At 66.6% G+C, this 25,725-nt stretch carries 23 protein-coding genes; 11 read left to right on the top strand and 12 right to left on the bottom strand.

The features are described 5' to 3' along the window. Nucleotides 1–176 precede the first annotated feature (176 nt). From ACSION_RS06385 to ACSION_RS06370, 4 genes are all read right to left on the bottom strand, one after another. Entirely contained in the window at nucleotides 177–923 is a 747-nt protein-coding gene (locus ACSION_RS06385) for a cytochrome c1 (protein WP_435305332.1), read from the bottom strand. Further along, nucleotides 916–2,175: a cytochrome b gene (locus ACSION_RS06380; RefSeq protein ID WP_056878191.1), complete on the bottom strand. Its 1,260-nt coding sequence runs from the start codon at nucleotides 2,173–2,175 to the stop codon at nucleotides 916–918. Before ACSION_RS06380 ends, ACSION_RS06385 begins: the two co-directional genes overlap by 8 nt. A gap of 3 nt (nucleotides 2,176–2,178) precedes the next feature. Beyond that, a complete protein-coding gene (petA, locus tag ACSION_RS06375; protein ID WP_435305331.1) occupies nucleotides 2,179–2,790 on the bottom strand; it encodes a ubiquinol-cytochrome c reductase iron-sulfur subunit in 612 nt (203 codons plus the stop codon). Between the two features lie 167 nt (nucleotides 2,791–2,957). Continuing rightward, nucleotides 2,958–3,863, bottom strand: a complete 906-nt coding sequence (locus ACSION_RS06370; RefSeq protein ID WP_435305330.1) for a lytic transglycosylase domain-containing protein — start codon at nucleotides 3,861–3,863, stop codon at nucleotides 2,958–2,960. A 216-nt stretch (nucleotides 3,864–4,079) separates the two neighbouring features. Here ACSION_RS06370 and miaB point away from each other — a divergent pair, with 216 nt between their 5' ends. Then, on the top strand, nucleotides 4,080–5,516 hold the full coding sequence (gene miaB / locus ACSION_RS06365; RefSeq protein ID WP_435305329.1) for a tRNA (N6-isopentenyl adenosine(37)-C2)-methylthiotransferase MiaB: 1,437 nt from the start codon (nucleotides 4,080–4,082) through the stop codon (nucleotides 5,514–5,516). A gap of 9 nt (nucleotides 5,517–5,525) precedes the next feature. Here miaB and ACSION_RS06360 read toward each other — a convergent pair whose 3' ends face one another. The 5 genes from ACSION_RS06360 to ACSION_RS06340 are packed head-to-tail and all read right to left on the bottom strand — an operon-like array spanning nucleotide 5,526 to nucleotide 9,670. Next, a complete protein-coding gene (locus tag ACSION_RS06360) occupies nucleotides 5,526–5,957 on the bottom strand; it encodes a hypothetical protein (RefSeq protein ID WP_435305328.1) in 432 nt (143 codons plus the stop codon). A gap of 34 nt (nucleotides 5,958–5,991) precedes the next feature. Beyond that, nucleotides 5,992–7,077, bottom strand: coding sequence for an ABC transporter permease (locus tag ACSION_RS06355; RefSeq protein ID WP_435305327.1), 1,086 nt, complete (start codon nucleotides 7,075–7,077; stop codon nucleotides 5,992–5,994). Next, the gene (locus ACSION_RS06350; RefSeq protein WP_435306668.1) at nucleotides 7,074–8,000 is read right to left on the bottom strand and encodes an ABC transporter ATP-binding protein; all 927 of its coding nucleotides are present in this window, start codon (nucleotides 7,998–8,000) and stop codon (nucleotides 7,074–7,076) included. Before ACSION_RS06350 ends, ACSION_RS06355 begins: the two co-directional genes overlap by 4 nt. Nucleotides 8,001–8,013: 13 nt before the next feature. Continuing rightward, nucleotides 8,014–8,973, bottom strand: coding sequence for an HlyD family secretion protein (locus ACSION_RS06345; protein ID WP_435305326.1), 960 nt, complete (start codon nucleotides 8,971–8,973; stop codon nucleotides 8,014–8,016). Beyond that, nucleotides 8,963–9,670 carry a TetR/AcrR family transcriptional regulator gene (locus tag ACSION_RS06340; RefSeq protein ID WP_435305325.1) on the bottom strand — a complete coding sequence of 236 codons (708 nt, stop codon included), beginning with the start codon at nucleotides 9,668–9,670 and terminating at the stop codon, nucleotides 8,963–8,965. Before ACSION_RS06340 ends, ACSION_RS06345 begins: the two co-directional genes overlap by 11 nt. Nucleotides 9,671–9,822: 152 nt before the next feature. Here ACSION_RS06340 and ACSION_RS06335 point away from each other — a divergent pair, with 152 nt between their 5' ends. From ACSION_RS06335 to ACSION_RS06290, 10 genes are all read left to right on the top strand, one after another. After that, entirely contained in the window at nucleotides 9,823–10,116 is a 294-nt protein-coding gene (locus ACSION_RS06335) for a hypothetical protein (RefSeq protein WP_093490335.1), read from the top strand. Between the two features lie 27 nt (nucleotides 10,117–10,143). Then, on the top strand, nucleotides 10,144–11,127 hold the full coding sequence (locus ACSION_RS06330; protein ID WP_435305324.1) for a PhoH family protein: 984 nt from the start codon (nucleotides 10,144–10,146) through the stop codon (nucleotides 11,125–11,127). A 24-nt stretch (nucleotides 11,128–11,151) separates the two neighbouring features. Further along, a complete protein-coding gene (gene ybeY / locus ACSION_RS06325) occupies nucleotides 11,152–11,640 on the top strand; it encodes an rRNA maturation RNase YbeY (protein ID WP_093490333.1) in 489 nt (162 codons plus the stop codon). A gap of 2 nt (nucleotides 11,641–11,642) precedes the next feature. Then, nucleotides 11,643–12,218 carry a hypothetical protein gene (locus ACSION_RS06320; protein WP_435305323.1) on the top strand — a complete coding sequence of 192 codons (576 nt, stop codon included), beginning with the start codon at nucleotides 11,643–11,645 and terminating at the stop codon, nucleotides 12,216–12,218. A gap of 71 nt (nucleotides 12,219–12,289) precedes the next feature. Continuing rightward, nucleotides 12,290–13,165 carry an HlyC/CorC family transporter gene (locus tag ACSION_RS06315; protein WP_435305322.1) on the top strand — a complete coding sequence of 292 codons (876 nt, stop codon included), beginning with the start codon at nucleotides 12,290–12,292 and terminating at the stop codon, nucleotides 13,163–13,165. After that, nucleotides 13,158–14,336 carry a DUF4105 domain-containing protein gene (locus tag ACSION_RS06310; RefSeq protein ID WP_435305321.1) on the top strand — a complete coding sequence of 393 codons (1,179 nt, stop codon included), beginning with the start codon at nucleotides 13,158–13,160 and terminating at the stop codon, nucleotides 14,334–14,336. The genes ACSION_RS06315 and ACSION_RS06310 overlap by 8 nt, the downstream gene beginning before the upstream one ends. Nucleotides 14,337–14,381: 45 nt before the next feature. Further along, nucleotides 14,382–16,403 (top strand): glycoside hydrolase family 97 protein, encoded by a 2,022-nt coding sequence (locus tag ACSION_RS06305; protein ID WP_435305320.1) that lies wholly within the window; start codon nucleotides 14,382–14,384, stop codon nucleotides 16,401–16,403. 224 nt (nucleotides 16,404–16,627) lie between these two features. Next, on the top strand, nucleotides 16,628–17,641 hold the full coding sequence (corA, locus tag ACSION_RS06300; RefSeq protein WP_435305319.1) for a magnesium/cobalt transporter CorA: 1,014 nt from the start codon (nucleotides 16,628–16,630) through the stop codon (nucleotides 17,639–17,641). A gap of 112 nt (nucleotides 17,642–17,753) precedes the next feature. After that, nucleotides 17,754–19,841, top strand: a complete 2,088-nt coding sequence (locus ACSION_RS06295; protein ID WP_435305318.1) for a carbon starvation CstA family protein — start codon at nucleotides 17,754–17,756, stop codon at nucleotides 19,839–19,841. 3 nt (nucleotides 19,842–19,844) lie between these two features. Further along, nucleotides 19,845–20,069 (top strand): YbdD/YjiX family protein, encoded by a 225-nt coding sequence (locus ACSION_RS06290; protein WP_093490326.1) that lies wholly within the window; start codon nucleotides 19,845–19,847, stop codon nucleotides 20,067–20,069. 137 nt (nucleotides 20,070–20,206) lie between these two features. Here ACSION_RS06290 and ACSION_RS06285 read toward each other — a convergent pair whose 3' ends face one another. From ACSION_RS06285 to ACSION_RS06275, 3 genes are all read right to left on the bottom strand, one after another. Further along, nucleotides 20,207–21,466 carry a DUF819 domain-containing protein gene (locus tag ACSION_RS06285; RefSeq protein ID WP_435305317.1) on the bottom strand — a complete coding sequence of 420 codons (1,260 nt, stop codon included), beginning with the start codon at nucleotides 21,464–21,466 and terminating at the stop codon, nucleotides 20,207–20,209. A 62-nt stretch (nucleotides 21,467–21,528) separates the two neighbouring features. Continuing rightward, a complete protein-coding gene (locus ACSION_RS06280) occupies nucleotides 21,529–23,598 on the bottom strand; it encodes a prolyl oligopeptidase family serine peptidase (RefSeq protein ID WP_435305316.1) in 2,070 nt (689 codons plus the stop codon). 93 nt (nucleotides 23,599–23,691) lie between these two features. Further along, nucleotides 23,692–25,677 (bottom strand): OPT family oligopeptide transporter, encoded by a 1,986-nt coding sequence (locus ACSION_RS06275; protein ID WP_435305315.1) that lies wholly within the window; start codon nucleotides 25,675–25,677, stop codon nucleotides 23,692–23,694. Between the last annotated feature and the right edge of the window lie 48 nt (nucleotides 25,678–25,725).

Raw genomic sequence — 25,725 nt, 5'->3', positions numbered from 1 at the left:
GGCTCTCCGACGACCGGAATCCGCCGATCGCACCGACGCCACCGGCCCCTTGCCGAAGGTCGCCCCGGTCCCTGAGTGTGCAATCCCCGCCGGAAAAAGCCAAGCAACCCCACGCCCGGCCGAATCCGTCTACGGCGCGGGCGTACGCCCGCGCCGTGGCGGCGGATGCGACGCCCTTAGTGGACGTCCTTCCAGTACTCCTCCTTGAGGAGGTAGGCCAGGAACGTCAGCGCTGCCAGGAACAGGATCACCCACACGCCGATACTCTGGCGCTTCAGGGCCGCCGGCTCGCCGACATACTCCAGGAAGTTGGTGATGTCGCGCGCGGTCTGGTCGAACTCCTGCGCGCTCTGGCGACCGGCCTGCGCCACCTTGAGGCCTTCGACATGGCGCTCGCCCGTCGCCGGATCGGCGGGGCCGAACTCCGCGTGCTGCAAGCCCTGCAGTTCCCACAGGGGGTTCGGCATGGAGGCGTTCGGGAACAACTTGTTGTTCCAGCCCAGCGGACGCGATTCGTCGAGGTAGAACGACTTCAGGTAGGTGTAGATCCAGTCGCTGCCGCGCACGCGGGAGATGACGCTCAGGTCCGGCGGCATCTTGCCGAACCACTTCGTCGCCGGATCGTGCGGCATCGATACCTGGATCTGCTCGCCGAACTTGGCGCCGGTGAAGTTGAGGTTGTTCATCACCTCGTCTTCGGTCAGGCCCAGGTCTTCGGCCATGCGCGAATAGCGCATGTACTTCAACGAATGGCAGCCCGCGCAGTAGTTCATGTACAGCTGCGCACCGCGCTGCAGCGAGGCGCGGTCGCCCAGGTCGTTGCCGGCCTGCAGCGTGGCGCCGCCTTCCGCGGCGAACGCGGAGAACGAGATCAGCAACCCGCTGGCGAATACAGCTAGGCGAGAGGCGAAAGTCTTAGTCATGCGTCGTCACCCGCTCGGGCACTGGCTTGGTCTTGTCGATCTTGGTCCAGATCGGCATGGTCAGGAAGAACAGGAAGTAGAAGCCGGTCAGGAAGCGGCCGATGATGGTTTCCACCGGATCCGTACCCGGGCCCGCACCGATCTTGCCCAGCCACACGAAGCAGATCGCGAACACGCCCAGCAGCACCTTCGACAGCACGCCGCGGTAGCGGTACGACTTGACCTTCGCGCGGTCCAGCCACGGCACCAGGAACAGGATCGCGATCGCACCGAACATCACCAGCACGCCGCTCAGCTTGTGCGGCACCACGCGCAACATGGCGTAGTAAGGCGTGTAGTACCACACCGGCTTGATGTGCGCGGGCGTCACCAGCCTGTTGGCCTCGGTGAAGTTGTCGTGCTCGAGGAACCAGCCACCCATCGCCGGGGCGAAGAACACGATGAACGCCGCCAGGATCAGGAAGCCACCCACGTAGAAGCCGTCCTTGACCGTGTAGTACGGGTGGAACGGAACGCCGTCGGCAGGCGCGGTCGGCGACCAGCGGTTGCCCTTCGGCCCCTTCTTGATCTCGACGCCATCCGGGTTGTTCGAGCCCACTTCGTGCAGCGCGAAGATGTGCAGCACGACCAGCAACAGCAGCACCAGCGGCAGCGCGATCACGTGCAGCGCGAAGAAGCGGTTCAGCGTGGCGTCGCCGGGCAGGTAGTCGCCCATGATCCACTCGGTCAGGCCGTTGCCGATCACGGGGATGGCACCGAACAGCGAGATGATCACCTTGGCGCCCCAGAACGACATCTGGCCCCACGGCAGCACGTAGCCCAGGAAGGCTTCGGCCATCAGCACCAGGTAGATCAGCATGCCGAGGATCCACACCAGTTCGCGCGGCTTTTGGTACGAGCCGTACATCAGGCCGCGGAACATGTGGATGTAGACGACGATGAAGAACAGCGAGGCGCCGGTGCTGTGCATGTAGCGGATCAGCCAGCCCCACTCCACGTCGCGCATGATGTATTCGACCGAGGCGAAGGCTTCCGCCGCGCTCGGCTTGAAGTGCATCGTCAGGAAGATGCCGGTCAGGATCTGGTTGACCAGCACCACGATCGACAGCACGCCGAAGATGTACCAGATGTTGAAGTTCTTGGGCGCGTAGTACTCGCTCATGTGCTTGCGGTACACGGGCATGAAGCCCGGCGCGCGCGCGTTGAACCAGTCCATCAGGCCATCAGCGGTACGGGTGATGATGTTCGCCATGGCTTAAGCGCCCCCCTTCGGGTCGACGCCGACGATGATCGTCGTGTCGTTCTCGTAGTAGTGCGGCGGCACCACGAGGTTGGTGGGCGCCGGGACGCCCTGGAACACGCGGCCGGCCATGTCGAAGCGCGACTTGTGGCAGGGGCAGAAGTAGCCGCCCTTCCAGTTCGGGTCGTACGGCTCGGGCTTGATCTCGGCGGCCATTTCCGGCGAGCAGCCCAGGTGGGTGCACAGGCCGACCAGCACGGAGATCTCGGGCTTCAGCGAACGCGTTTCGCCCATGATATAGGCCGGCTGCTGGTCCTTGTTGGACGACTGCGGGTCGCGCAGGTTGGCGTCCAGCGTCGGCAGCGCGTCCAGGATCGCCTTGGAGCGCTTGACGATCCAGATCGGCTGGCCACGCCATTCCAGGATCAGGCGCTGGCCTTCCTGGAGTCCGCTGATGTCGGCGGTCACCGGGGCGCCGGCCAACTTGGCCCGGGCGCTCGGATTCCACGACTTGATAAAAGGTACAGCTGCAATACCGGCACCCACTGCACCCACCACAGCGGTGGTCGCAGTCAGGAACCGGCGTCGGCCCGTATTCACAGGCCCATTGACCCCATCGATGGCCATCCGGCACTCCGCAAAACAATCAGGTAGCTAAAAAGGCTGCCAAGGCCGCACCCCAAACATCGGTGCGGGCCGCAAAAGACGGCAAAGTGTAACGGAAGGCTTAATCGGCCGACAACGGCTGCCTTGAAATCAAGGGGTTGCGCGCGCATCGGCGCGCCCGGGACGACTCAGCGTGCGGCAACGGCCTGGCGATAGCGGTCGGCCAGCACGGCCACGCGCTCCACATAGCGCTGCGTTTCCTTGTACGGCGGAACGCCGCCATGGCGATCCACGGCGCCCTCGCCGGCGTTGTAGCCCGCGGCGGCCAGGGTCAGGTTGCCGTTGAAGCGCTTCAGCAGCCACGCCAGGTACTGGGTGCCGCCACGGATGTTCTGGCCGGCGTTGTAGCTGTCGCTCACGCCGAACCGGCGCGCGGTGGCGGGCATCAGCTGCATCAGACCCTGTGCGCCGGCATGGGACAGGGCCAGCGGGTTGTAGGACGACTCGGCGTGCATGATCGCGCGGATCACGGCCTCTTCCACGCCGAACTCGCGTGCCGCGGCGGCGATTTCGGCCTGGTAGGCGCCGGTATTCAGACGCAGGCGGCCGAAGTCCACGCTCGGGTTGCCGCAGGCGAAACAGGTTTCGATGTAGCTGTACTTGATCGTGCGCAGGCTGGCGACCTGGGTGCCGCCGCGCGGACGCGCGCTGGTGTAGTGGCGCACGCCGTCCTTGATGTAGGAGTAGACCTGCCCACTGACCACGCGGCGCGGGCCGGTGGCCGGCGCGGTCGCAGGCGGCGCGGCGGCCGGGACGACAGCGCTGGCGGAATCGGAAAGCGCCGGGGTGACCGCGGCGCCCAGTGCCGGCGCGGCAGGCGGCGGCGTCGCCGGACGCGACACGGTCGTGACCTGTGCCGGGCGGCTGCGATCCGGGGTATAGCGGCTGATCACTTCGCAGCTGGCGCCACTGACGCGCTTGCTGACGTAGTTCGGCACACCGTCAGCGCCGGTGCACTTGTACAGCGTGCCCGCGCTGGCCGGCAGTGCGGTCAACGCGGCCAGCGTGGCCAGAAGCGTCAGAGTCCCCCTCATGGCGCGCAGTGTCCCCAATTCGCCAGCAGTTGCCAAGTCCTTGTCCAACAAAGGTTTCCTCCAATCTGTGCGGCCGGTCGGAGTTCCAACAGCCGGCGGCACGGCGGCCAGGGATGGCCTGTTACCCGCTATCAACGCCATCCGGTACGGGTTCCGGCCGCCCCCAGCGCGTAAACTACGCGGCCCTGCCCGCCCCACCCGACTGGATTAAGCGCCATGACCGGGACGCAAGCCCCCGACCTGCCGACCACGGCCGGCCCTGCCGTGACCGACCCCGCCCTCGTCCCCCTGCCCGTTGGCCGCGCCCGCGTGCCCGACCAGGTGCGCGGTAAGCTGTACATCAAGACCCACGGGTGCCAGATGAACGAGTACGACTCGGCCAAGATGGCCGACGTGCTCGCCGCCTCCGACGGCCTCGAGCTGACCGACAACCCCGAGGAAGCGGACGTGGTGCTGGTCAACACCTGCTCCATCCGCGAAAAGGCGCAGGAGAAGGTCTTCAGCCAACTCGGCCGCTGGAAGGCGCTGAAGGCCGGCGGCCGCGACGTCATCATCGGTGTCGGCGGCTGCGTGGCTTCCCAGGAAGGCGAGGCGATCGTCAAGCGCGCGCCCTACGTGGACCTGGTATTCGGCCCGCAGACCCTGCACCGCCTGCCGGAGTTGATCCGCGCCCGCCGCGAGCAGAACAAGCCGCAGGTGGACATCAGCTTCCCCGAGATCGAGAAGTTCGACCGCCTGCCCGAGCCGCGCGCCGAAGGCCCCTCCGCGTTCGTGTCGATCATGGAGGGCTGCTCGAAGTACTGCTCGTTCTGCGTGGTGCCCTACACGCGCGGCACGGAAGTCAGTCGTCCGTTCGAGGACGTGCTGGTGGAAGTGGCGCAGCTCGCCGCGCAGGGCGTGCGCGAGATCAACCTGCTCGGCCAGAACGTCAACGCATATCGCGGCCCCTACGGCGACGGTGAAGTCGCCGACCTGGGCCTGCTGATCCGCACCATCGCCGAGATCGACGGTGTCGGCCGCATCCGCTTCACCACCTCGCACCCGCTCGAGTTCAGCGACTCGCTGGTGGACGCATACCGCGACGTGCCTCAGCTGGCCAACTTCCTGCACCTGCCGGTGCAGGCGGGCAGCGACCGCGTGCTGTCGGCGATGAAGCGCGGCTACACCGCGCTCGAGTTCAAGCAGAAGATCCGCAAGCTGCGTGCGGTGCGGCCTGATATCTCGATCAGCTCGGATTTCATCGTCGGCTTCCCCGGCGAAACCGATGCCGATTTCGAGAAGACGATGAAGCTGCTCGAGGATGTCGGCTTCGACCAGAGCTTCAGCTTCATCTACTCGCGGCGCCCGGGCACACCCGCCGCGGACCTGGAAGACGACACGCCGGACGCCGTGAAGCATGCGCGCCTGGAGCGCCTGCAGCAGCACATCAACGTCTACGCCGCGGGCATCTCGCAACGCATGGTGGGCACGGTGCAGTCGGTGCTGGTGGAAGGCCCGTCGAAGAAGAACCCGAACGAGTTGACCGGCAAGACCGAGAACATGCGCTCGGTGAACTTCCCCGGCCACCCACGCCTGGTCGGCCAGTTCGTCGACGTGGTGATCACGGAAGCGCTGACCAATTCGCTGCGCGGCCGCATCGCCGGCACCGACTGACGTCGCACCTCAGCCGACGGCGGGCAGGGGCACGCCGTCGCGCTCGTTGTCCCAGATCATGTGGATGATCTTCCAGCCGTCCTCGCCCTTGTAGAGCTGGATGCTGTTGATGCCGCGGCGTTCCGCCACCGCATCGCCGGGCGCATGTCGGGCCTCGTAGGCGCTCCAGACGTGGGCGATGTTGCCGAACACGCGGATCTCCCGCCCGGTCTCCACCTCGAAGAAATCCATCTCCGCCAGCAGCGCGTCGGCGTTGGCACGGTATTCCGCCAACGAGAAAGACAGCCGCCACGGCGCGCCCTGCGCGTCGACGCCCGTGCGGATCTGGCGGCAGTCGGGATGGAAGACATCGTCCTGCGTCGACCAATCGCGCGGGCCCGCCGGGCCCGAGATCATCACGTACATGGCATCCACCACCGCGCCGATCGCTGCGTCGTCCATCGCTCGCCCCTCTTGCCGGAAGATCGCCAGCCTATCAGTCCAACCGCTTCCGGAACCGCAGGATCGCCGCCGTCATCATCACCGCGGTGAAGGCGAGCAGCGCGAGGACATCCGCCCACAGCTCCCACAGGCTGGCGCCGCGCAGCATCACCCCGCGGATCAGGCGCAAGAAGTGGGTCAGCGGCAATGCCTCGGCGATCCACTGCACGACCTTGGGCATGCCGGCGAACGGAAACATGAAGCCGGATAGCAGGATCGACGGCAGGAAGATGAAGAACGTCATCTGCATCGCCTGGAACTGCGATTTCGCGCCTGTGGAGATCAGCAGGCCGAGGGTCAGGTTGGCCACGATCAGCAGGCAGGCGGCGATGTACACGTGCAGCAGGCTACCGCCCAGCGGAACCTGGAACAGCCACATGCCCAGCGCCAGCACCACCGTGGTCTGGACGAAACCGATGGCCACGTAGGGCAATACCTTGCCGATCATCAGTTCCGCGCTGCTGACGGGCGTGGCGATCAGCAGTTCCATGTTGCCGCGCTCGCGTTCGCGCACGATGGCCACGCCGGTGAACAGCACCATCGTCATCGTCAGGATCACGCCGATCAGTCCCGGCACGATGTTCACCGCCGAGCGCCGCTGCGGGTTGTAGAAGCCGACCACGCTGATCGTGCGCGTCGCGAGCGGGCTGCTGCTGCCATCCAGCGGCATCTGCGCCAGTTGCGCGGCCGCGCTCTGCACGGCGTTGTCGCTGCCGTCGACGAAGATCTGCACGGCTTCGCGACCTTCCGCACGGCGACGCTCGTAGTCCGGCGGGATCACCACGCCGATGCTGATTTCGCCCCGGCGCATCGCCTGCACGAGTTCCTGGGGCGTCGCGGCTTCCTTCGTCGGGGTGACCACGCCGGTGGCGACGATGTCCATCACCAGCGCGCGGGACGCGGCGGTGCGCGACTGGTCGGCGATGCCGGCGGACAGGTCGCGCAAGTTGGTATTGATCGCGTAGCCGAACAACAGCAACTGCATCACCGGGATGCCCACGATCATCGCCAGGGTGATGCGGTCGCGCCGCATCTGCCGCAGTTCCTTCACCATCACGGCCATCAGGCGGCGGAATTTCATGCGGCCTCCTCGCGCGCCGGCTGGCCGCGCGTGGCGGAGACGAACACGTCTTCCAGATTGGCCGGCGCCGCCGACACCTCCGCGCCGATGCCGGCCGTGCGCAGGCCCTGTGCGATGCGGTCCGCGGCCTGTCCATTCTCGGTCAGCAGCACGCGCAGCACGTTGCCGATCTGCGCCACGCTGATCACGCCGGGCAGGCCGACCAGCACTTTCTGCGCCTGGCGCGGCTCCGGCGCTTCCACGACCAGCGTGCGTCCGGCGAGCTCTCCCGTCAGCGCATCGGGCGTGCCGTCCGCCACCAGCACCCCACGATCGAGGATGGCGATGCGATGGCAGCGCTCGGCCTCGTCCATGTAGTGCGTGGACACCAGCAGCGTGGTGCCGGCGTCGGCGAGCTCGAAGAGCTTTTCCCAGAAATCGCGGCGCGATTCGGGATCGACCGCGCTGGTCGGTTCGTCCAGGAACAGGAGCTCCGGCGAATGGATCACCGCACCCGCGAGCGCGAGGCGCTGTTTCTGCCCGCCGCTCATCGTGCCGGCCAGTTGCTTCTGGCGGTCCTGGAAGTGGTACTGCTCGACCAGTTCATCGATGCGACGCCGCGCCTGCGCGCGCGGGATGTCCTGCACCGCGGCGAGGAACTCGAGGTTCTCGCGGACAGTGAGGTCTTCGAACAGCGAGAATTTCTGCGTCATGTAGCCGATGCGCGTACGCAGCTGCTCGGCTTGTTCCGGGATGCGCAGGCCCAGCACTTCGATATCGCCCGCCGTGGGCGTCAGCAAACCGCACAGCATCCGGATGGTGGTGGATTTGCCGGAACCATTCGGCCCAAGAAAGCCATAGACGTTCCGACGCGGCACATCGAGATCGACGTCGTTCACCGCAACCAACGCACCGAAGCGCTTGGTCAGCCCACGGACGCGGATCGCCAGTCCCTCGTCATTCGTCGCCATCGGACACCACCTGCAGCGGCGCGCCTACCGGAAGGCTGGCGGCCTCCTTGCCCAGGCTGATTTCAGCGAGGTAACTCAGGCGCGCGGCGTCCTGACCGGTCAGCGCGAAGTACGGCGTGAAGCTGGGCTCGCTGCGGATCATCCGCACGCGGCCTTCGTGGATCGCGCCCTCGCCCTCCAGGCGCACGCGCACCGTGTCGCCGACTTTCAGGCGGTTGCGCATCGCCTGCGGCAGGTAGACGCGCGCATACGGCGCATCGCCGACCAGCATGACCGCGAGGGGCGCGCCGACCGGGGCCTGGTCGCCCAGCTTGTACGGCAGGCTGTCGATGCGGCCCGCACGTGGCGCGACGATGTTGAGCTTTTCCAGTGTCACCGCCTGCACCCGCGCCTGTGCATCCGCCGAAGCGACGGCGGCCTCGCCTTGGGCGACCTGTTCGACGCGCGTGCCGTGCTCCAGCTCCAGCAACGCAGCCTGCGCCACCCGCACCTGCGCCTGTGCGCTCTGCGATGCCGCGCGCGCACGATCCACCTCGGAGGCCGCCACCAGGCGCTGGCGTCCCAGCGGTTGCAGGCGCGCGTAATAGGCATCCGCATCCCGGACTTGTGCCTGCGCAGCGGCCAGGCTGGCGCGCGCCTGGGCGATGGCCTCGACGCGCGGGCCGGCGCGCAGTTCCGCCAGGACTTCGCGACTCTGCGTGGCTTGCGCCTGTGCGGCGGCCAGTTGCGACTGGGTGCGCGCCAGTTCGAGCTGCAGCAACGGCGCGCCTGCGGCCACCTGTTGGCCTTCGCGCACGTCGATGCGCACGATTTTCTCGGCGACCGGCGACGGCAGCGTCACCCGGTCCCATTCCAGCGTGCCCAGGGCCGTGGGCGCGTCGGCGGTGCAACCCGCCATCATCAGGATCGCGGCCGCCATCGCGCCGCGTTGCAGTTCACTTCGCATGGTCCAGCTCCAGTCCACGGTCCAGCAGCACCAGCGTGTGCCGGCGCAGGTCGTTGAAGTCGATGTCGTCGGCGCCGAACAACTGCCGCCAGATCGGCGCGCTCGCCATCGGGAACATGGTCAGCCCGATCAGCGACACCATCAGCAGGCGGGGGTCGAGGTCCGGATTGAGTTGGCCGGCCTGCTGGGCGGCGGCGAAACGGCCAGCCATCATCTTGGGCAGCAGCGGGCCGACCTGGCTGATCATCATTTCGCGCAGCGCGCCGCCTTCGCAGAGGATCTCGCGCACCCACAGCGTCGGCAGCCAGGGATGTTGCGCGACCACGCCACCGATACCGTGCACGAACCCTGCGATCAGGCCGCCGACATCGTCGTCACCGGCCTTCATCACCGGTGCGCGCATCTGCGCCACCACCGGCAGCAGTCGCTCGGCCACCACGGCCTCCTGCAACTGGGCCTTGTCGCCGAAGTAGTAGTGCACCAGTGCCGGCGTCACGTCCGCCTCCGTGGCGATGTCGCGCAGCGAGGTGACCGCGATCCCGCGACGGACGAAGCAGGCCAGCGCGGCGTCCAGCAGGGTGGCGCGCAGGTCGGCGGTCTCGGCGGTCGGGCGGCGCCCGCGGGTGCGTTTGGGGGGGGGCGGCGCAGGCGTGTCCGCCTGGGCGCGGGATCGGTTGGGGGTCTTCTTCGTCGTCATGGCGATTATTTAATTTTATGATTAATTAAATTTCAAGCCGGTTCCGACGAACGGCACACGGCTGGCCGGTCCGGGGCGCCCGCGCTACGCTGCGCGCCCGCCTTGCGTTTGCCAGGATCGCCGCCATTTCCTCGGATAGCCCCCGCCTGTGGGTGTTCACGCTGGAAGCCCGGCCGCGTGCCGACAGCCCGGACTTCGCCGAAGCCGGCGGCGCGTACGTCACCTGCTACCAGAAGCCCGGATTCGCCGACGACCCGATGCGACGCGCATCCGAGTTCATCCGCGAACAGGGCTGGGTCGTCCTCGCTGTCGAAGACGAACCCGCCCAGGTCGGCCGCGACGAAGCGCCCAACGCGGAGCACTTCGACCAGGCCCTCGTCGAGGACGAGGTTTATGTCTTCAACCAGTGGCCCGTCGACGACGCCGACGACCAGACGCGCCACTAGCCAACGAACCGAACACTGCCCTGCCCCATGACCGACCCCAGCAAGCGCGAATTCACCCTGGAACCCGAGAACACCGAACGCCTGGCCAACCTCGCCGGCCCCTTCGACGCGCACCTGCGCCAGATCGAACTGCGGTTGGGCGTGGAAATCGCCAACCGCGGCGCGATCTTCCGGGTCACCGGCCCGGAGAAGGCCGTCGTCGCGACGGAGAAACTGCTGCACTCCCTGTACGAGGAAGCCGCCGGCGAAACCTTCGACAGCGAGGCGATCCACCTGCGGTTGAACGCCGCCAACGTGGAGCGCGTGGCGGAGGACGGCTATGAGCCGCAGGACGTGGCGATCAAGGTCAAGCGCGGCACCGTGCGCGGCCGTGGCGCCAACCAGGCCAAGTACCTGCATGCCATCGCCACCCACGACATCAACTTCGGCATCGGCCCGGCCGGCACCGGCAAGACGTTCCTGGCCGTCGCCAGCGCGGTGGAAGCACTGAACGAATCGCGCGTGCAGCGCTTGATCCTGGTGCGCCCGGCGGTGGAGGCCGGCGAGAAGCTGGGCTTCCTGCCCGGCGACCTGTCGCAGAAGGTCGACCCGTACCTGCGCCCGCTGTACGACGCGCTGTACGAGATGCTGGGCGTGGAGAAGGTGGTCAAGTTGCTCGAGAAGAACGTCATCGAGATCGCGCCGCTGGCCTACATGCGCGGGCGCACGCTCAACGATGCGTTCGTCATCCTCGACGAGGCGCAGAACACCACCATCGAGCAGATGAAGATGTTCCTCACGCGCATCGGTTACGGCAGCACCGCCGTCGTCACCGGCGACCTGACCCAGGTGGACCTGCCGAAGCACCAGAAGTCCGGCCTGAAGGACGCGCTGGAGGTATTGCGCAACGTCGACGGCATCTCGTTCACCTTCTTCACCAGCCGCGACGTGGTGCGCCACCCGCTGGTCGCGAAGATCGTGCGGGCTTACGATGCACGCGACGGCAAGGACGCGGAAACCGGCCCTGCCTGATCCCCTCCGTCGACAGCGATCGCCATGACCCAAGGCCCCGTCCGCCTCGAAGTCTCCGTGAACTACGCGTTGCCCCGCGCCGGCATTCCCTCGGCGGTGAGCTTCCGCAAGTGGGTGGCTGCCGCGCTGGCGGGCCGCATCCGCGAGGCCGACCTGGCCATCCGCATCGTCGACAGCAAGGAAGGCCGCGCGCTCAACCGCCATTACCGTGGCCGCGACTACGCCACCAACGTGCTGAGCTTCCCGGCCGAGATGGCCGAAGGCGTGAAGCTGCCCAAGGGCGTGAAGATGCCGCTGCTCGGCGATCTGGTGATCTGCGCCCCGGTCGTGGCGCGCGAAGCCCGCGAGCAGAAGAAGCCGCTGGCCGCGCATTACGCCCACATGACCGTTCACGGCACCCTGCACCTGCTCGGCTGGGACCACGAGGACGACAAGGAAGCCGAGTGCATGGAGCAACTCGAGCGCGAGATCCTCGCCGACCTCGGCATCGACGACCCTTACGCGGAAGACTGACCATGCTGCGCACCCTGCTGCTCGCGTCCTGCGTGGCGCTGGCCCTGCCGTTCGCCGTGCGCGCGCAGGCCACCACGAGCGACCTCGCTTCGCTGATCGAATGCCGTGGCGACATCGCCGACCTCACCGCGCTCGCCCCGGCGTTGGAAGACCCGCTGAAGGCCGTCGCCCTCGGCTGGCGGCCGCTGCCGCAGGCGAACATGTTCATGACCGAATACCGGCTGGCCTCGCCGATCCGCGTGTTCGGGAACGACACCGACCACATCGCCTTCACTGGCGGCAGCGTGATGGCGATCCTGGACCTGCCCGATCCGCGCCCGCTGGCGAAGGAACTCGCGCTCGAAACCGCTATCGACACCCCGGCCAAGGCCATGTTCGGCAAGGAACTGCGCAGCGAGGAAACACGCGACGCGAAGAACGGCAAGGTGCTGATCGAGTCCGTCGTCCTCAACGTCAGCAACGTCGCCTCGCACCCGGGGAAGACGCTGGTGGGTTGCAGCTACAGCTTGGACGTGCCCGAAGAGGAAGCGCCCGAGGACACCGCGCCGGCCACGCCGGCGGAACCCGCCGGCACCTGAGGCCGCCTGCAGGCGTGCCCCAACCGGGTTAGACTGGCCCCCACGCCCGACCGGGCGCACACCCCCACGAGATGTCAGAAGACGACAGTACCCACGCGCCGGAAGGCTCCGACAAACCCTCGGAGAAACGGCGCACTTGGCTGGACCGCCTCAGTTCGGCGTTCTCCGGCGAACCCAGCACACGCGAAGACCTGGTGGCCCTCCTGCGCGACGCGCAGTCCGACGGCCTGATCGGCGGCGACACCCTGAAGATGATGGAAGGCGCCATCGACGTGGCCGACCTCACCGTGGGCGACGTCATGGTGTCGCGCTCCCAGATGGTCTCGCTGCCGGTCGAAGCGCGCTTCCTCGACCTGATGAAGCAGGTGGTCGAATCCGGCCACTCCCGCTTCCCGGTGCATGGCGAGAACAAGGACGAGATCCTCGGCATCCTGCTGGCGAAGGACCTGCTGCGTGGCGTGGTGGCCGACAACGGCCCGGGCAGCGTGCGCGAACTGCTGCGGCCCGCGGTGCTGATCCCGGAGTCGAAGAAGCTCAACCTGCTGCTGAAGGAATTCCGCCTGTCGCGCAACCACATGGCGATCGTGGTGGACGAGTACGGCGGCGTCGCCGGCCTGGTGACCATCGAGGACGTACTGGAGCAGATCGTCGGCGAGATCGACGACGAACACGATGAAGCCGAGGACGGGGCCGCGTTGATAGCGGCGCAGGCCGATGGCCAGTTCGTGGTGGACGCGCTCACGCCCATTTCCGATTTCAACGAGCGCTTCGGCGCCGACTTCCCCGACGACGAATACGACACCGTCGGCGGGCTGGTGACGGCCGCGATCGGCCACCTGCCGGAAACCGGCGAGGAGCTGACGCTGGGCCGCTTCATGTTCCGCGTGGCACGCGCGGATGCGCGACGCGTGCATGCCTTCCACGTCGGAGTGCTGGCCGATGCGTAGCCTGGCCACGCGCCTGGCGCTGCTGGGCGCGATGTGGCTGCTGGCGATGAGCGCCTTTGCGGCGCCACGGATCGGCGTGGCGACCATGCAGCCGGGCGAGGTCTTCTTCGAGCGCTTCGGCCACAACGCCATCGTCGTGGTCGACCCCGCCAATGGCGATGCGATCTCGTACAACTTCGGTTTCTTCGATCCGTCGGAAGCCGACTTCGTCGGCAACTTCGCCCGCGGCCACATGATGTACTACCTGGTCGCGCTGCCCTTCGAGCAGGACCTCGCGCAGTACCGCGACAGCGGGCGCGGCGTGTCGTTGCAGTGGCTGGACGTTACGCCCGAGCAGGCACAGGCACTGGCCAACGCGCTGGCCGAGCGCGCACGCCCGGAGAACGCGCGCTACCGCTACGACTACTTCACCTCCAACTGCTCCACGCAGGTGCGCGACGCGCTGGATGCCGCGCTCGGCGGCCGGCTGAAATCGCAGCTCGCCGGCCGTTCGCGCGGCAACACCTTCCGTAGCGAAGCGGTGCGCCTGGCGTCGCCGGCGACGTGGATGTGGCTCGGCTTCGATGTAGGCCTGGGGCCGTCGGCGGACAAGCCGATGTCGCGCTGGGAAGAAGCCTATGTGCCGATGCGCCTGGCCGACAGTCTGCGCGAGGCGAAGAATGCCGCGGGACGCCCGCTCGTTCAGTCCGAAATGCAGTTGCTGCAGCACCGCATCGCGGCCGAACCCACCGAAACGCCGCGCCGTTGGTGGCCGTGGCTCGCGGCCGGTGTCGCGGTCGCGCTGTTGATCGCCTTCGTAGGCCGCCGCCATGCCCGCGTCATCGCGGCGCTCGCGCTGCCATTGTGGCTGGTGTGCTTCGTGGCGGGCGCGCTGCTGGTGTATCTGTGGGGCTTCACCGAGCACTGGGCCGCGTGGGCCAACCGCAACCTGCTGCTGTTGAATCCGCTGTGCGTGTTGCTGGTACCCGGCGCAATTGCCGTGCTGCGCCGCCGCATCCCGCCCGCGTGGTTCGGCTGGCTCACGGTCGCCATCGCGGTGGGCGCCTTGGTCGCATGGTTCCTGCACTGGCTGCCGCTGCGGCTGCAATACAACCAGTCGTGGATCGCATTGCTGCTGCCGGTGCACCTGGCGCTTGCATACGTATTCATGCCCCGACGCTTGTCGCACTGAGCCCCGCCACGCACGATGCGGCCCTCTGCTTATCGCGAGGGTCGCATGTCCCGTTTCCTTGTTCCGCTCTTCGTCCTGCTGTCCAGCGCTGCCGCGCATGCCGCACCGGGACCGCGTGTCGCCTCGCCCGATGGCTCCATCGTGGTGGAGCTGTCCACCGACAACGACGGCAGGCCCGCGTATGCCGTCTCACGCAAGGGCCAGCCGGTCATCGCTTCGTCGCGGCTCGGCTTCCTGCTGCTGGACGCGCCGAAGTTCGAACGCAACATCGAGATCGTGCAGCCGCGCACCCGCGCGTTCGATGAAACGTGGGAGCAGCCCTGGGGCGAGCGCCGCTTCATCCGCAACCACTACAACGAACTGACGGTCACACTGAAGGAGAAGGCCAAACCCTTCCGCAGCTTCGACGTGGTGTTCCGCGTGTTCGACGACGGCGTCGGCTTCCGCTACCGCTTCCCGAAGCAGCCCGGCCTGGAGCAGGTGAAGATCAGCGAGGAGCTGACCGAGTTCTCGCTGGCTCGTGACGCGACCGCGTGGTGGATTCCCGCCGGGGAATGGAACCGCGAGGAATACCTGTACCACCGCACGCCCGTGCAGCAGGTCGGCGACGCGCAGACGCCGATCACCTTCAAGTTCGAGGACGGCACCCACGTGTCGATCCACGAAGCCGCGCTGGTCGATTACAGCGGCATGAACCTGACCCGCGTCGACGGCCGCAAACTGAAGGCGGACCTGACTCCCGGCATCGGCGAGGGCAAGGTCGTGCGTGCGGCGCCCTTCGACACGCCGTGGCGCACTTTGCTGCTGAGCGACGATGCCGCCGGCCTGGCGATGTCCGGCCTCACCCTGAACCTCAACGAGCCCAACGCGCTCGGCGACGTGTCGTGGGTGAAGCCGATGAAGTACGTCGGCGTGTGGTGGGAGATGCACCTGGAGCTGAAGAGCTGGGCCTCGGGCCCCAAGCACGGCGCCACCAACGAGAATGTCCGCAAGCACATCGATTTCGCCGCGAAGAACGGTTTCGGCGGCGTGCTCGTCGAAGGCTGGAACGTGGGTTGGGACGGCGACTGGTTCGGCAACGGCGAGGATTTCAGCTTCACGAAGTCGTATCCCGACTTCGATCTCGAAGCGCTCAGCCGCTACGCCCGTTCGAAGAACGTGGTGCTGATCGGCCACCACGAGACTTCGGGCAACGCCGCGCACTACGAGTCGCAACTCGATGCCGCGTTCGACCTGTACCAGCGCGTCGGCGTGCCTGCGGTGAAGACCGGCTATGTGGCCGATGCCAGCCAGGCCAAGGTCACCGGCACCGACGGCAAGCGCCACTACGCGTGGCACGAAGGCCAGGACATGGCCCGCCACCACATGAAGGTGGTGACCGAGGCCGCGAAGCGCCATATCGCCGTCAATCCGCACGAGCCGATCAAGGACAGCGGCCTGCGCCGCACGTATCCGAACTGGATCACCCGCGAAGGCGCGCGCGGCATGGAGTTCAGCGCCTGGGGCCAGCCCGGCAATCCGCCGGAGCACGAGGCCAACCTCGTGTTCACCCGCCTGCTGGCCGGGCCGATGGACTACACGCCTGGCATCTTCGGCATGAAGACGCGCTCCACCGACGGCATCGCCACCACCTGGGCCAAGCAGCTCTCGCTGTATGTCGTCATCTACAGCCCGCTGCAGATGGCCGCGGACCTCCTCGAGAACTACGAGAAGAACCCGGCGCCGTTCCAGTTCATCAAGGACGTGCCGGTGGACTGGGACGATACGCGCGTGCTCAACGGTGAAGTGGGCGACTACGTGACCATCGCCCGCAAGGAGCGCGGCGGCCCCAACTGGTACCTCGGTGCGCTCACCGACGAAGACGGCCGCACGCTCAGCGTGCCGTTGTCGTTCCTCGACGAAGGCCGTCATTACACCGCGCAGATCTATCGCGATGGCGACAAGGCGAACTGGAAGACCGCGCCGCAGGACATCGTGATCGAGGAGCGCAGCGTGACGCGCGGCGACACGCTGACGCTGAAGCTGGCACCGGGTGGCGGCCAGGCGATCCGCTTCGTCGCCCAGTGAGCGCGGAAGCCACTGTAGGAGCGACGTAAGTCGCGACCGCAGAAACGAAGCTCCCCATATCCTTACGAAATACGGATCCTGCGGACGAGGCATCACCTCGTACCGCAGGGTCCATGCCTTCTACCCGTCCCGAGACGTGTCATTGCCGCGGTCGCGACTCACGTCGCTCCTACAGGATGCATGCGGGCTTGTCGGATGCCGTCCCGTGGCGCACGATTCACGCCATGAATGATGTCGCCACCCCCGCCACGAAACCCGTCCTGCCCCAGTGCGTCATCAATTGCGTGGTCTACGACCACGGTGGCAAGCGGCGCGACATCAGCCTGGATGAGATCAGCGACGTGCTGGCCGTCGACGACGGCAGCTTCATCTGGGTGGGCCTGTACGAACCGGCGGACGCCATCCTGGAGAAACTGCAGGAGGAGTTCTGCCTGCACGACCTTGCCGTCGAGGACGCGCAGAACGCGCACCAGCGCCCGAAGCTGGAGGCCTACGGCAACTCGCTGTTCGTGGCCGTGCATACCGCGCAGGTGGTGGACGACCGCATCAAGTTCGGCGAGACCCACGCCTTCCTCGGCCCGCGCTACCTGGTGACCGTGCGCCACGGCGCGTCGCTGTCGTATGCGCCGGTGCGCGAGCGCGTGCAGCGCGAACCCGAACTGCTCGCGCTCGGTCCGTCGTATGGGCTGTACGCGGTACTCGACTACATCGTCGACAACTACCGGCCGATCATCGACCAGTTCAAGCAGACGCTGGACACGCTGGAGAAGGACATCTTCGCCGACACCTATCGCCGGGTGACGGTGGTGAAGCTGTACGAACTGAAGCGCGAGCTGACCCAGATGCGTCTGGCGGTGGCGCCGCTGCAGGACGTGCTGGCGCAGCTGACCCGCTCACAGAGCACGCTGATCCCCGAAGAGGTGCGGCTGTACTTCCGCGACGTGCAGGACCACGTGCTGCGCGTCAACGAATACACCGACACGCTGCGCGAAATGCTGACGACGGCGCTCAGCGTGAACCTCTCGCTGGTGACGCTGGCCCAGGGCGAGATCGTCAAACGCCTGGGTGCCTGGGCCGCGCTGCTTGCCGCGCCCACGCTGATCACCAGTTGGTACGGCATGAACTTCGAACACATGCCCGAGCTTGGCGGACGCTTCGCCTACCCCGTCCTGATCGCCGGCGTCGCGCTGGCCTGCTTCGGCCTGTACCGGCTGTTCAAGCGTTCGCGCTGGCTCTGAGCGCCCTACGCCGTCGGATTGCGACCAAAGTAGAAGGCTGAATCGGCCGTTACGGATTGACCGGCCTCCCGCATGGGGGGACCCTTGTCCGGACTTGTCGGAGGGTTCCCGAATGAATGGTTTTTCCAAGATCGGCTGGGCGGCGCTCGCGCTCCTCGGCGCTGGGTGTCTGGGTGTCGTGGCCTTGCGCCAGGGCGAGCAGATCAGCGCGCTGTGGATCGTCGTGGCGGCGGTGTCCATCTACCTGGTGGCGTACCGCTACTACAGCCTGTACATCGCGAAGAACGTGATGGGGCTGGATCCCACCCGCGCGACCCCCGCGCACATCAACAACGATGGCCTGGACTACGTGCCCACCAACAAGCACGTGTTGTTCGGCCACCACTTCGCCGCCATCGCCGGCGCCGGCCCGCTGGTGGGCCCGGTGCTTGCGGCGCAGATGGGCTACCTTCCCGGCATGCTCTGGCTGATCGCCGGCGTGGTGCTCGCGGGCGCGGTGCAGGACTTCATGGTCCTGTTCATCTCCAGCCGCCGCAACGGTCGCTCGCTGGGTGATCTGGTCCGCGAGGAAATGGGCCAGGTGGCCGGCACCATCGCGCTGTTCGGCGCGTTCCTGATCATGATCATCATCCTGGCGGTGCTGGCGATGATCGTGGTGAAGGCGCTGGCCGAAAGTCCGTGGGGCATGTTCACGGTGATCGCCACGATGCCCATCGCGATCTTCATGGGCATCTACATGCGCTACATCCGCCCCGGCAAGATCGGCGAGATCTCGGTGGTCGGCATCATCCTGTTGCTGCTGGCCATCTGGTTCGGCGGCAAGGTCGGCGCACATCCCACGTGGGGCCCGGCGTTCACCTTCACCGGCACCCAGATCACCTGGATGCTGATCGGCTACGGTTTCGTCGCCGCCGTGCTGCCCGTGTGGCTGCTGCTGGCGCCGCGCGATTACCTATCGACCTTCCTCAAGATCGGCGTGATCGTCGCGCTGGCCATCGGCATCGTCATCGCCAGCCCGGAAGTGACCTCGCTGAAGATGCCGGCGCTGACCCAGTTCGCCAGCACCGGCGACGGTCCGGTGTGGAAGGGCGGCCTGTTCCCGTTCCTCTTCATCACCATCGCCTGCGGTGCGGTCTCGGGCTTCCATGCGCTGATCAGCTCGGGCACCTCGCCCAAGCTGCTGGCCAATGAAACCCATACCCGCTACATCGGCTACGGCGGCATGCTGATGGAATCGTTCGTCGCCATCATGGCGCTGGTCGCGGCCTCGATCATCGAGCCGGGCGTCTACTTCGCCATGAACAGCCCCGCCGCCGCCATCGGCACCAGCGCGGTCGAGGTGGCTGCGAAGGTCAGCAGCTGGGGCTTCGTGGTGACGCCGGAAATGCTCACGCAGACGGCGCACAACATCGGCGAAAGCACGATCATTTCGCGCGCCGGCGGTGCACCGACGCTGGCCGTGGGTATCGCCGTGATCCTGCACGACGCACTGCCGGGTGGCGACGCGATGATGGCGTTCTGGTACCACTTCGCCATCCTGTTCGAAGCGCTCTTCATCCTGACCGCGGTGGATGCGGGCACGCGTGCCGGCCGCTTCATGCTGCAGGACCTGCTGGGCAACTTCATCCCGCCGCTGCGCAAGACGGATTCCTGGGGCGCGAACGTCATCGGCACCGCCGGCTGCGTCGCGCTGTGGGGTTACTTCCTGTACCAGGGCGTGGTCGATCCGCTGGGCGGCATCAACACGCTGTGGCCGCTGTTCGGCATCGCCAACCAGATGCTCGCCGGTATCGCGCTGATGCTGTGCACGGTGGTGCTGTTCAAGATGAAGCGCGACCGCTACGCCTGGGTCACCGTCGTCCCGGCGATCTGGCTGCTGATCTGCACGACCTACGCGGGCCTGATCAAGATCTTCGACAGCAACCCCGCGGTCGGCTTCGTCGCGCAGGCGAAGAAGTACCAGGCATCCATCGCCGACGGCCAGCTGCTCGGCGCGGCCAAGAGCATGAGCCAGATGCACCAGGTGGTGATCAACAGCTACGTGAACACCGGCCTGACCGTCCTGTTCCTGTTCGTGGTGTTCAGCGTGCTGCTGTATGCGGTCAAGGCGATCCTGAAGGCACGCGCCAGCAGCGTACGTACCGATCGCGAGTCGCCGTACATCGCGCTGACCGACGAACAGCAGAAGGCCTGGCTGTAAGCCATGGGCACGGAACTCGTTCCGCTCTCGCACTTCGCCACGCACAAGCGTGTGTGGCGGAGGCTGGTGCAGACCGCGCGCCTGTGCTGCGGCATTCCGGACTACGACAACTACGTCCGGCATGTGCTGGAGAAGCACCCGGACCGCGAGCCAATGGACTACAAGACGTTCTTCCGCGAACGGCAGGAAGCAAGGTTCGGCGGCAGGAGCGGATTCCGCTGTTGCTGATCGATTCTGTCAGGCAAATAGGAAAGGGCGAAGCCAGTGGCTTCGCCCTTTTTGTTTGCTCTTCTGTGGGAGCGAGGTGAGTCGCGAACTGACGCATCAGGATCGCGACTCACGTCGCTCCCACAAGGATCATGTTCTCAACCCTGCCCCGCCATCGCGCGCAGGCCGACGCCGACCGCGTACGCCGCCACCGTACCTGTCGCATAGCCCAGCGCGCCCAGCAACGCACCGACCGGCGCGAGCGAGGGATGGAACACCGACGCCACCACCGGGGCCGATGCCGGCCCGCCGATATTGCTCTGCGAGCCCATCGCGAAGTAGAAGAACGGCACGCGCAGCAGCTTGCCCAGCAGCGCCAGCAGCACGATGTGCACCAGGATCCAGATCACGCCCAATGCCAGCAGCCACGGCTTGTCGGCCAGCGAGCCGATATCCATCTGCATGCCGATGCACGCGATGAGGATGTACAGGAACAGCGCACCGATCTTCGACGCGCCCGCACCGTCCAACTCGCGCGCACGGGTCAGGCTCAGGCCCAAGCCGATCAGCGTCGATAGCACGACGACCCAGACGAACGGCTCGTGCAAGCTCACCTGCTTCGCCCAGGCAAAGCCGCCAAACCAGGCCGACGCCGGTCCGGCAACCGCGTGCGCGAGACCGACCGTACCGAAGGCGATCGCCAGGATCACCATCAGGTCCGTCAACGTGGTGACCCGCTCGTGCTGCTTCTGATAGGACGCCAAGCGTTCCTTGAGTTCCTCGATCGCACGCGTATCCGCGCCCGTATGCGCATCGATGGCCTTCGCACGGTTCGCCAGGAAGATCAGCACGGCCATCCAGACATAGCCGACCGCGACGTCGATGACGACGAACTGGCCAAACGTGGTCTCGTCGACCTGGAAGACCTCCTTCATCGCCACCATGTTCGCGCCGCCGCCGATCCAGCTGCCCGCCAGCGCGGCCATGCCGCCCCAGGTATCGCCGGCCACGGTTTCCGGATGCAGAGCATCCATCACGCCAAACGCGACGAACGCACCGATCATCACGCTGGCCGATGCCGCGAAATACATCACCAACAGCTTGGGCCCAAGTTTCAGCACGCCCTTCAGATCGATGGTCAGCGTCAGCAACACCAATGCTGCCGGCAGCAGCACGCGGCTCGCCACCGGGTTGTAGAGCTTGCTGGCGGCACCGTCGATCAGGCCGACGCTGTTGAAAATGCCAGGGATGAAGTAGCACAGCAGCAGTGCCGGCACGTAGGTGTAGAACTTCTTGAAGAAGCCCGTCTCGCGCGAGGACGTCCAGAACACCACGCCCAGCGTGGCGGCGATCAGGCCGAACAGGACGATGTCGTTCTGGATGAGCGCAGTGGAAGGTTCGGTGGCTTCGATCGCCATCGGCGGGGTTCTCCTTCAGTCAAAGAAAAAGGGCCGGCATAACCGGCCCTTTCGGGAAAGCGTCAGCGGCCGATGTGCTGCTTCAGCCACGCATTGACGGTGTCGTGCCACAGGATGCTGTTCTGCGGCTTGAGCACCCAGTGGTTCTCGTCCGGGAAGTACAGCAGCTTGGATTCGATGCCCTTGCGCTGTAGCGCGCTGAACGTGGACAGGCCCTGGTCCACCGGCACGCGGTAGTCCTTCTCGCCCTGCACCACCAGCATCGGCACGCGCCACTTGGCGATATGGTTGACCGGATTGAACTTCTCGATGTTCTTCGGCACGTCGTACGGGGTGCCGCCGTTCTCCCACTCGGTGAACCACAGCTCCTCGGTGACGTAGGCCATCGAGCGGATGTCGAACACGCCGTCGTGATTGACCAGGCACTTCCACGGCTCGTTCCAGTTGCCGGCGATCCAGTTGATCATGTAGCCGCCATAGCTGGCGCCCAGCGCGCACGCGTTCTTGCCGTCGAGGAAGGCGTACTGCTTCTGCGCCGCCGCCCACCCCTTCTGCAGGTCTTCCAGCGGGCGGTCGCCCCAGTGCCGGCTGATCGCGTCGGTGAAGGCCTGGCCGTAACCGGTCGAGCCGTGGAAATCGATCATCACCACCGCGTAGCCCTGGCCTGCGTAGGTCTGCGGGTTCCAGCGATAGCTCCAACCGTTGCCGAAGCTGCCCTGCGGGCCGCCGTGGATCAGGAACGCCACCGGGTACTTCTTCCCTTCCACGTAATCGTGCGGCTTGACCACGTAACCGTGCACGGTCTCGTTGTTCCAGCCCTTGAAGTTGAACTGTTCGAAGTCGCCGAACGAGACGTCCTTCAGCACCTCGTCGGCGCTGGGCGTGATGGCGCGCAGGGTGGCGCCGACATCATCGCTGGTGGCGTAGATCACGTCGCCGGACTTCAAGGTGTTGCGCGACAACACCAGCGTCTTGCCGACCATGTCGAACGCCGAAACGCTGCCGTCGCCGACGATCTTGCGGGCCTGGCCGCTCTGGATCTCCACCGAGAAGAGCGGATGCTCGCCCACATCCTGCGCGGTGGTGTAAATCCTTTCACCGTCATCTGAGAGGACGATGCTGTCGGCGCTGCGATCCCAGTTCGGTGCGATCTCACGCAGCTTCCCATTGTCCAGGTCCATAGCCATCAGGCCAAAGCGGTCGGCTTCGAAACCCGGGCGCTTCATCGCGCGATAGAACAACGTCTTGCCGTCGGCGCTGAACACCGGACCGGTGTCCCACGCAGGGTTGGCGGCGGTCAGGTTGACCGGCGCGCTGCTGCCGTCCGCGGCGATCTTGTACAGGTCGAAGTTGGTCGACCACGCCTCGCCCTTGCCGGCGACGCGCACCGACGCCACCACCGAGGCGCCGTCCGGCGACCAGGTGTACTCATCGGCGCCACCGAACGGCTTGGACGGCGCGTCGCCATCCAATCGGTCGGTCAATGACGTGGCCGCGCTCACGGCCTTGGCCTTGGCACCCGGCAGCGCCGCCACGAACAGGCGGCTGCGGCGGCCATCGGCCCAGGTATCCCAATGGCGGACGAACAGGCCGTCGTAGACCACGCCGGTGCTTTTCTTCGCCGCCGTGGCGTCGAGCTTCTTCTGCGTGCAGGCGAAGTCCGCTTTGCAGTCGGCGAAGGTGTCGGCGCTGAACAGCACGCGCGTGCCGTCCGGCGACAGCTTGTAGCTGGCGACGTCCAGCGCGAACGCCGTCAGCTGGCGCGGGGTGCCGCCGGCCAGCGGCAACGCGTAGAGCTGCTGGATGCCCGACTTGCCGCTGAGGAAGTAGACCGTCTTGCCATCGGGCGAGAACGCGGGCGAATTGACGTTCCAGCCCTCGGGCGTCAGGCGCTTGGGCGGGCCCATGTCGCGCGTCAGCAGGTTGCGGACCCACAGGCTGCTGCTGCCCTTGGTCACGTCGGCATCGACCACGCGCTTGGCGAACAGCACGGTGCTGCCGTCCGGCGACAACACGGGCGAGGACACGCGGTCCAGCTTCTGCAGGTCGCGCACGTCGAGGCCGCGCGCAGCGGCCAGCGACGGCAGTGCCGCCAGCAAGCAGAAGGGCAACAGGGCGGATTTGAGCTTCATCCGGGGCTCCGGCAACAGGGAAACCCCGATGGTAGGCGCTAAGCGCGCCGCGGCGCAAAGGCGTGAAGTCACGCCCTTGCGCCGTGTATTGGCTTAACGGGGGCCGGGTTCGGCGTCGCCCAGCGCCTTCGACTTGGCGCCGGTGCGGTAGAGCAGCCAGCCCACGATCGCCAGGATCACCAGGCCGACGATCTCGCCCTGCTGGAAGGCTTCCGGCAGCACCAGCACGTCGCGATCCTTGGATACGTAGATGGCGATGCCGACCGCAATGCCCATCAGCGCTTCACCGGTGATCAGGCCCGCGGCGAACAAGGTGCCAGGACGATGGATGCGGTCGCGCGCTTCTTCGTCCTTCGTACCGACCATGCCGTGGCGCTTCTCGACCAGGTAGGCGAGCAGGCCGCCGAGGAAGATCGGCACCATCAGTTCCAGCGGCAGGTAGATGCCGATCGCGGCAGCGAGGACCGGCACGCGGAAGCTGCTGCCCTTGGCTTTCAGCGTCTCGTCGACGGCGATGATGATCGCGCCGATGATCGCGCCGATGCCGATGATGCCCCACGGCAGTTCGCCACCGAACAGGCCCTTGGCGACCGACGCCATCAGCGTGGCCTGCGGGGCGGACAGCGGATTCGGATGTTCGGCCGTCGGTGCACCGATGCCGTAGGCCTCGGATAGGATGTTCAGCACCGGCGCCATGATCAGCGCGCAGGAGAACGCGCCAATGCCCAGCATCAGCTGCTGCTTCCACGGGGTCGCACCGACCAGGTAACCCGCCTTGAGGTCCTGCAGGTTGTCGCCACCCACGGCCGCCGCGCAGCACACCACGGCACCGATCATGATCGCGGCCACGGCGCCCAACGGCGCCCCACCGGAACCGACCGCCATGCGGCCGCTCTCGCCGAGCAGCAACAGCAGCACGACCGAGGCGAACAGGATGGTGGCGATGGTGATGCCCGACACCGGGTTGTTCGACGAACCCACCAGGCCGGCCAGGTAGGCCGATACGGATACGAACAGGAAGCCGGCCACGATCATGATGATCGCCATCGGGATGCTGACGTGCCACACGCCGACGATGGCTTGGTACAGCAGCAGCAGCGGCAGCACGAAGACCACCAGCGCCACCAGCATCCACTTCATCGGCAGGTCGCGCTCGGTTTCGGCGACGTCGGCGCCACCGGAACCCGCACGCGCGGCGGCGATGCCGCTCTTCACGCCCGACAGCAGCGACTTGCGCAACGAGAACAGCGTCCACACGCCGCCGATCAGCATCGCGCCCACGCCCAGGTAGCGGATCTTCGCTGACCAGATGGCCCCGGCCACGTCTTCGGCACCTGCGCCTGCAACGCTCTGCGCCAGCGCAGGATCGGTACCCATGAAGAACATGTGGTACAGCGGGATGGCGATATGCCAGGACAGGACGCTGCCCGACAGCACCACGATGCCGATGTTCAGGCCCACGATGTAGCCCACGCCCAGCAGCGCCGGCGACAGGTTGGTGCCCATGTAGCCGAGGTACTTGCCGAAGAAGCCCGCGCCCGCGGCGGTGTCCGGGATCAGGCGCATGCCGCTGTGCGCGGCAACCTTCAACACGGCACCAATGGCGGCGGAGAACGCCAGGATCTTCAGGCCCGGGCCCGGATTCTCACCGGCCTTCAGCACTTCGGCCGCGGCCTTGCCTTCGGGGAACGGCAGCGGCTCCTCGACGATCATCGAGCGACGCAGCGGCACCGAAAACAGCACGCCCAGCAGGCCACCGAGGCCGGCGATCGCCAGCACCCAGGAATACTGGAAGTCCTGCCAGTAGCCGAGGATGATCAGCGCGGGGATCGTGAAGATCACGCCGGCCGCGATCGACGAACCGGCGGAGGCGCCGGTCTGCACGATGTTGTTCTCCAGGATCGTGCCGCCGCCCAGCAGGCGCAGCACGCCCATCGAAACGACGGCCGCCGGGATGGCGGTGGCCACGGTCAGGCCGGCGAACAGGCCCAGGTAGGCGTTGGCGGCCGACAGCACGACGGCCAGCACGATGGCCAGCACGACGGCGCGGAAGGTAAGTTGCGGGGTCCCCGAGCTCATTGCATGTTCCCGAATTGCGGAAAGCCGACACGCTAGCGTCCGCTGCCC

The organism is Pseudoxanthomonas sp. LjRoot125 (assembly GCF_964252705.1).
In the GTDB taxonomy this organism is placed as follows: domain Bacteria; phylum Pseudomonadota; class Gammaproteobacteria; order Xanthomonadales; family Xanthomonadaceae; genus Pseudoxanthomonas_A.
This window is presented reverse-complemented; position numbering and strand designations above follow the sequence as displayed.

What these genes read in the sequence shown, in the direction of transcription:
- ACSION_RS06280 (WP_435305316.1), bottom strand. Translation starts at nt 23,598, where the DNA reads ATGAAGCTCAAATCCGCCCTGTTGCCCTTCTGCTTGCTGGCGGCACTG.
- ybeY (WP_093490333.1), top strand. Translation starts at nt 11,152, where the DNA reads ATGACCCAAGGCCCCGTCCGCCTCGAAGTCTCCGTGAACTACGCGTTG.
- ACSION_RS06330 (WP_435305324.1), top strand. Translation starts at nt 10,144, where the DNA reads ATGACCGACCCCAGCAAGCGCGAATTCACCCTGGAACCCGAGAACACC.
- ACSION_RS06310 (WP_435305321.1), top strand. Translation starts at nt 13,158, where the DNA reads ATGCGTAGCCTGGCCACGCGCCTGGCGCTGCTGGGCGCGATGTGGCTG.
- ACSION_RS06315 (WP_435305322.1), top strand. Translation starts at nt 12,290, where the DNA reads ATGTCAGAAGACGACAGTACCCACGCGCCGGAAGGCTCCGACAAACCC.
- ACSION_RS06305 (WP_435305320.1), top strand. Translation starts at nt 14,382, where the DNA reads ATGTCCCGTTTCCTTGTTCCGCTCTTCGTCCTGCTGTCCAGCGCTGCC.
- ACSION_RS06290 (WP_093490326.1), top strand. Translation starts at nt 19,845, where the DNA reads ATGGGCACGGAACTCGTTCCGCTCTCGCACTTCGCCACGCACAAGCGT.
- ACSION_RS06295 (WP_435305318.1), top strand. Translation starts at nt 17,754, where the DNA reads ATGAATGGTTTTTCCAAGATCGGCTGGGCGGCGCTCGCGCTCCTCGGC.
- ACSION_RS06285 (WP_435305317.1), bottom strand. Translation starts at nt 21,466, where the DNA reads ATGGCGATCGAAGCCACCGAACCTTCCACTGCGCTCATCCAGAACGAC.
- ACSION_RS06360 (WP_435305328.1), bottom strand. Translation starts at nt 5,957, where the DNA reads ATGGACGACGCAGCGATCGGCGCGGTGGTGGATGCCATGTACGTGATG.
- ACSION_RS06340 (WP_435305325.1), bottom strand. Translation starts at nt 9,670, where the DNA reads ATGACGACGAAGAAGACCCCCAACCGATCCCGCGCCCAGGCGGACACG.
- ACSION_RS06275 (WP_435305315.1), bottom strand. Translation starts at nt 25,677, where the DNA reads ATGAGCTCGGGGACCCCGCAACTTACCTTCCGCGCCGTCGTGCTGGCC.
- corA (WP_435305319.1), top strand. Translation starts at nt 16,628, where the DNA reads ATGAATGATGTCGCCACCCCCGCCACGAAACCCGTCCTGCCCCAGTGC.
- ACSION_RS06370 (WP_435305330.1), bottom strand. Translation starts at nt 3,863, where the DNA reads ATGAGGGGGACTCTGACGCTTCTGGCCACGCTGGCCGCGTTGACCGCA.
- ACSION_RS06345 (WP_435305326.1), bottom strand. Translation starts at nt 8,973, where the DNA reads ATGCGAAGTGAACTGCAACGCGGCGCGATGGCGGCCGCGATCCTGATG.
- miaB (WP_435305329.1), top strand. Translation starts at nt 4,080, where the DNA reads ATGACCGGGACGCAAGCCCCCGACCTGCCGACCACGGCCGGCCCTGCC.
- ACSION_RS06355 (WP_435305327.1), bottom strand. Translation starts at nt 7,077, where the DNA reads ATGAAATTCCGCCGCCTGATGGCCGTGATGGTGAAGGAACTGCGGCAG.
- ACSION_RS06380 (WP_056878191.1), bottom strand. Translation starts at nt 2,175, where the DNA reads ATGGCGAACATCATCACCCGTACCGCTGATGGCCTGATGGACTGGTTC.
- ACSION_RS06385 (WP_435305332.1), bottom strand. Translation starts at nt 923, where the DNA reads ATGACTAAGACTTTCGCCTCTCGCCTAGCTGTATTCGCCAGCGGGTTG.
- petA (WP_435305331.1), bottom strand. Translation starts at nt 2,790, where the DNA reads ATGGCCATCGATGGGGTCAATGGGCCTGTGAATACGGGCCGACGCCGG.
- ACSION_RS06320 (WP_435305323.1), top strand. Translation starts at nt 11,643, where the DNA reads ATGCTGCGCACCCTGCTGCTCGCGTCCTGCGTGGCGCTGGCCCTGCCG.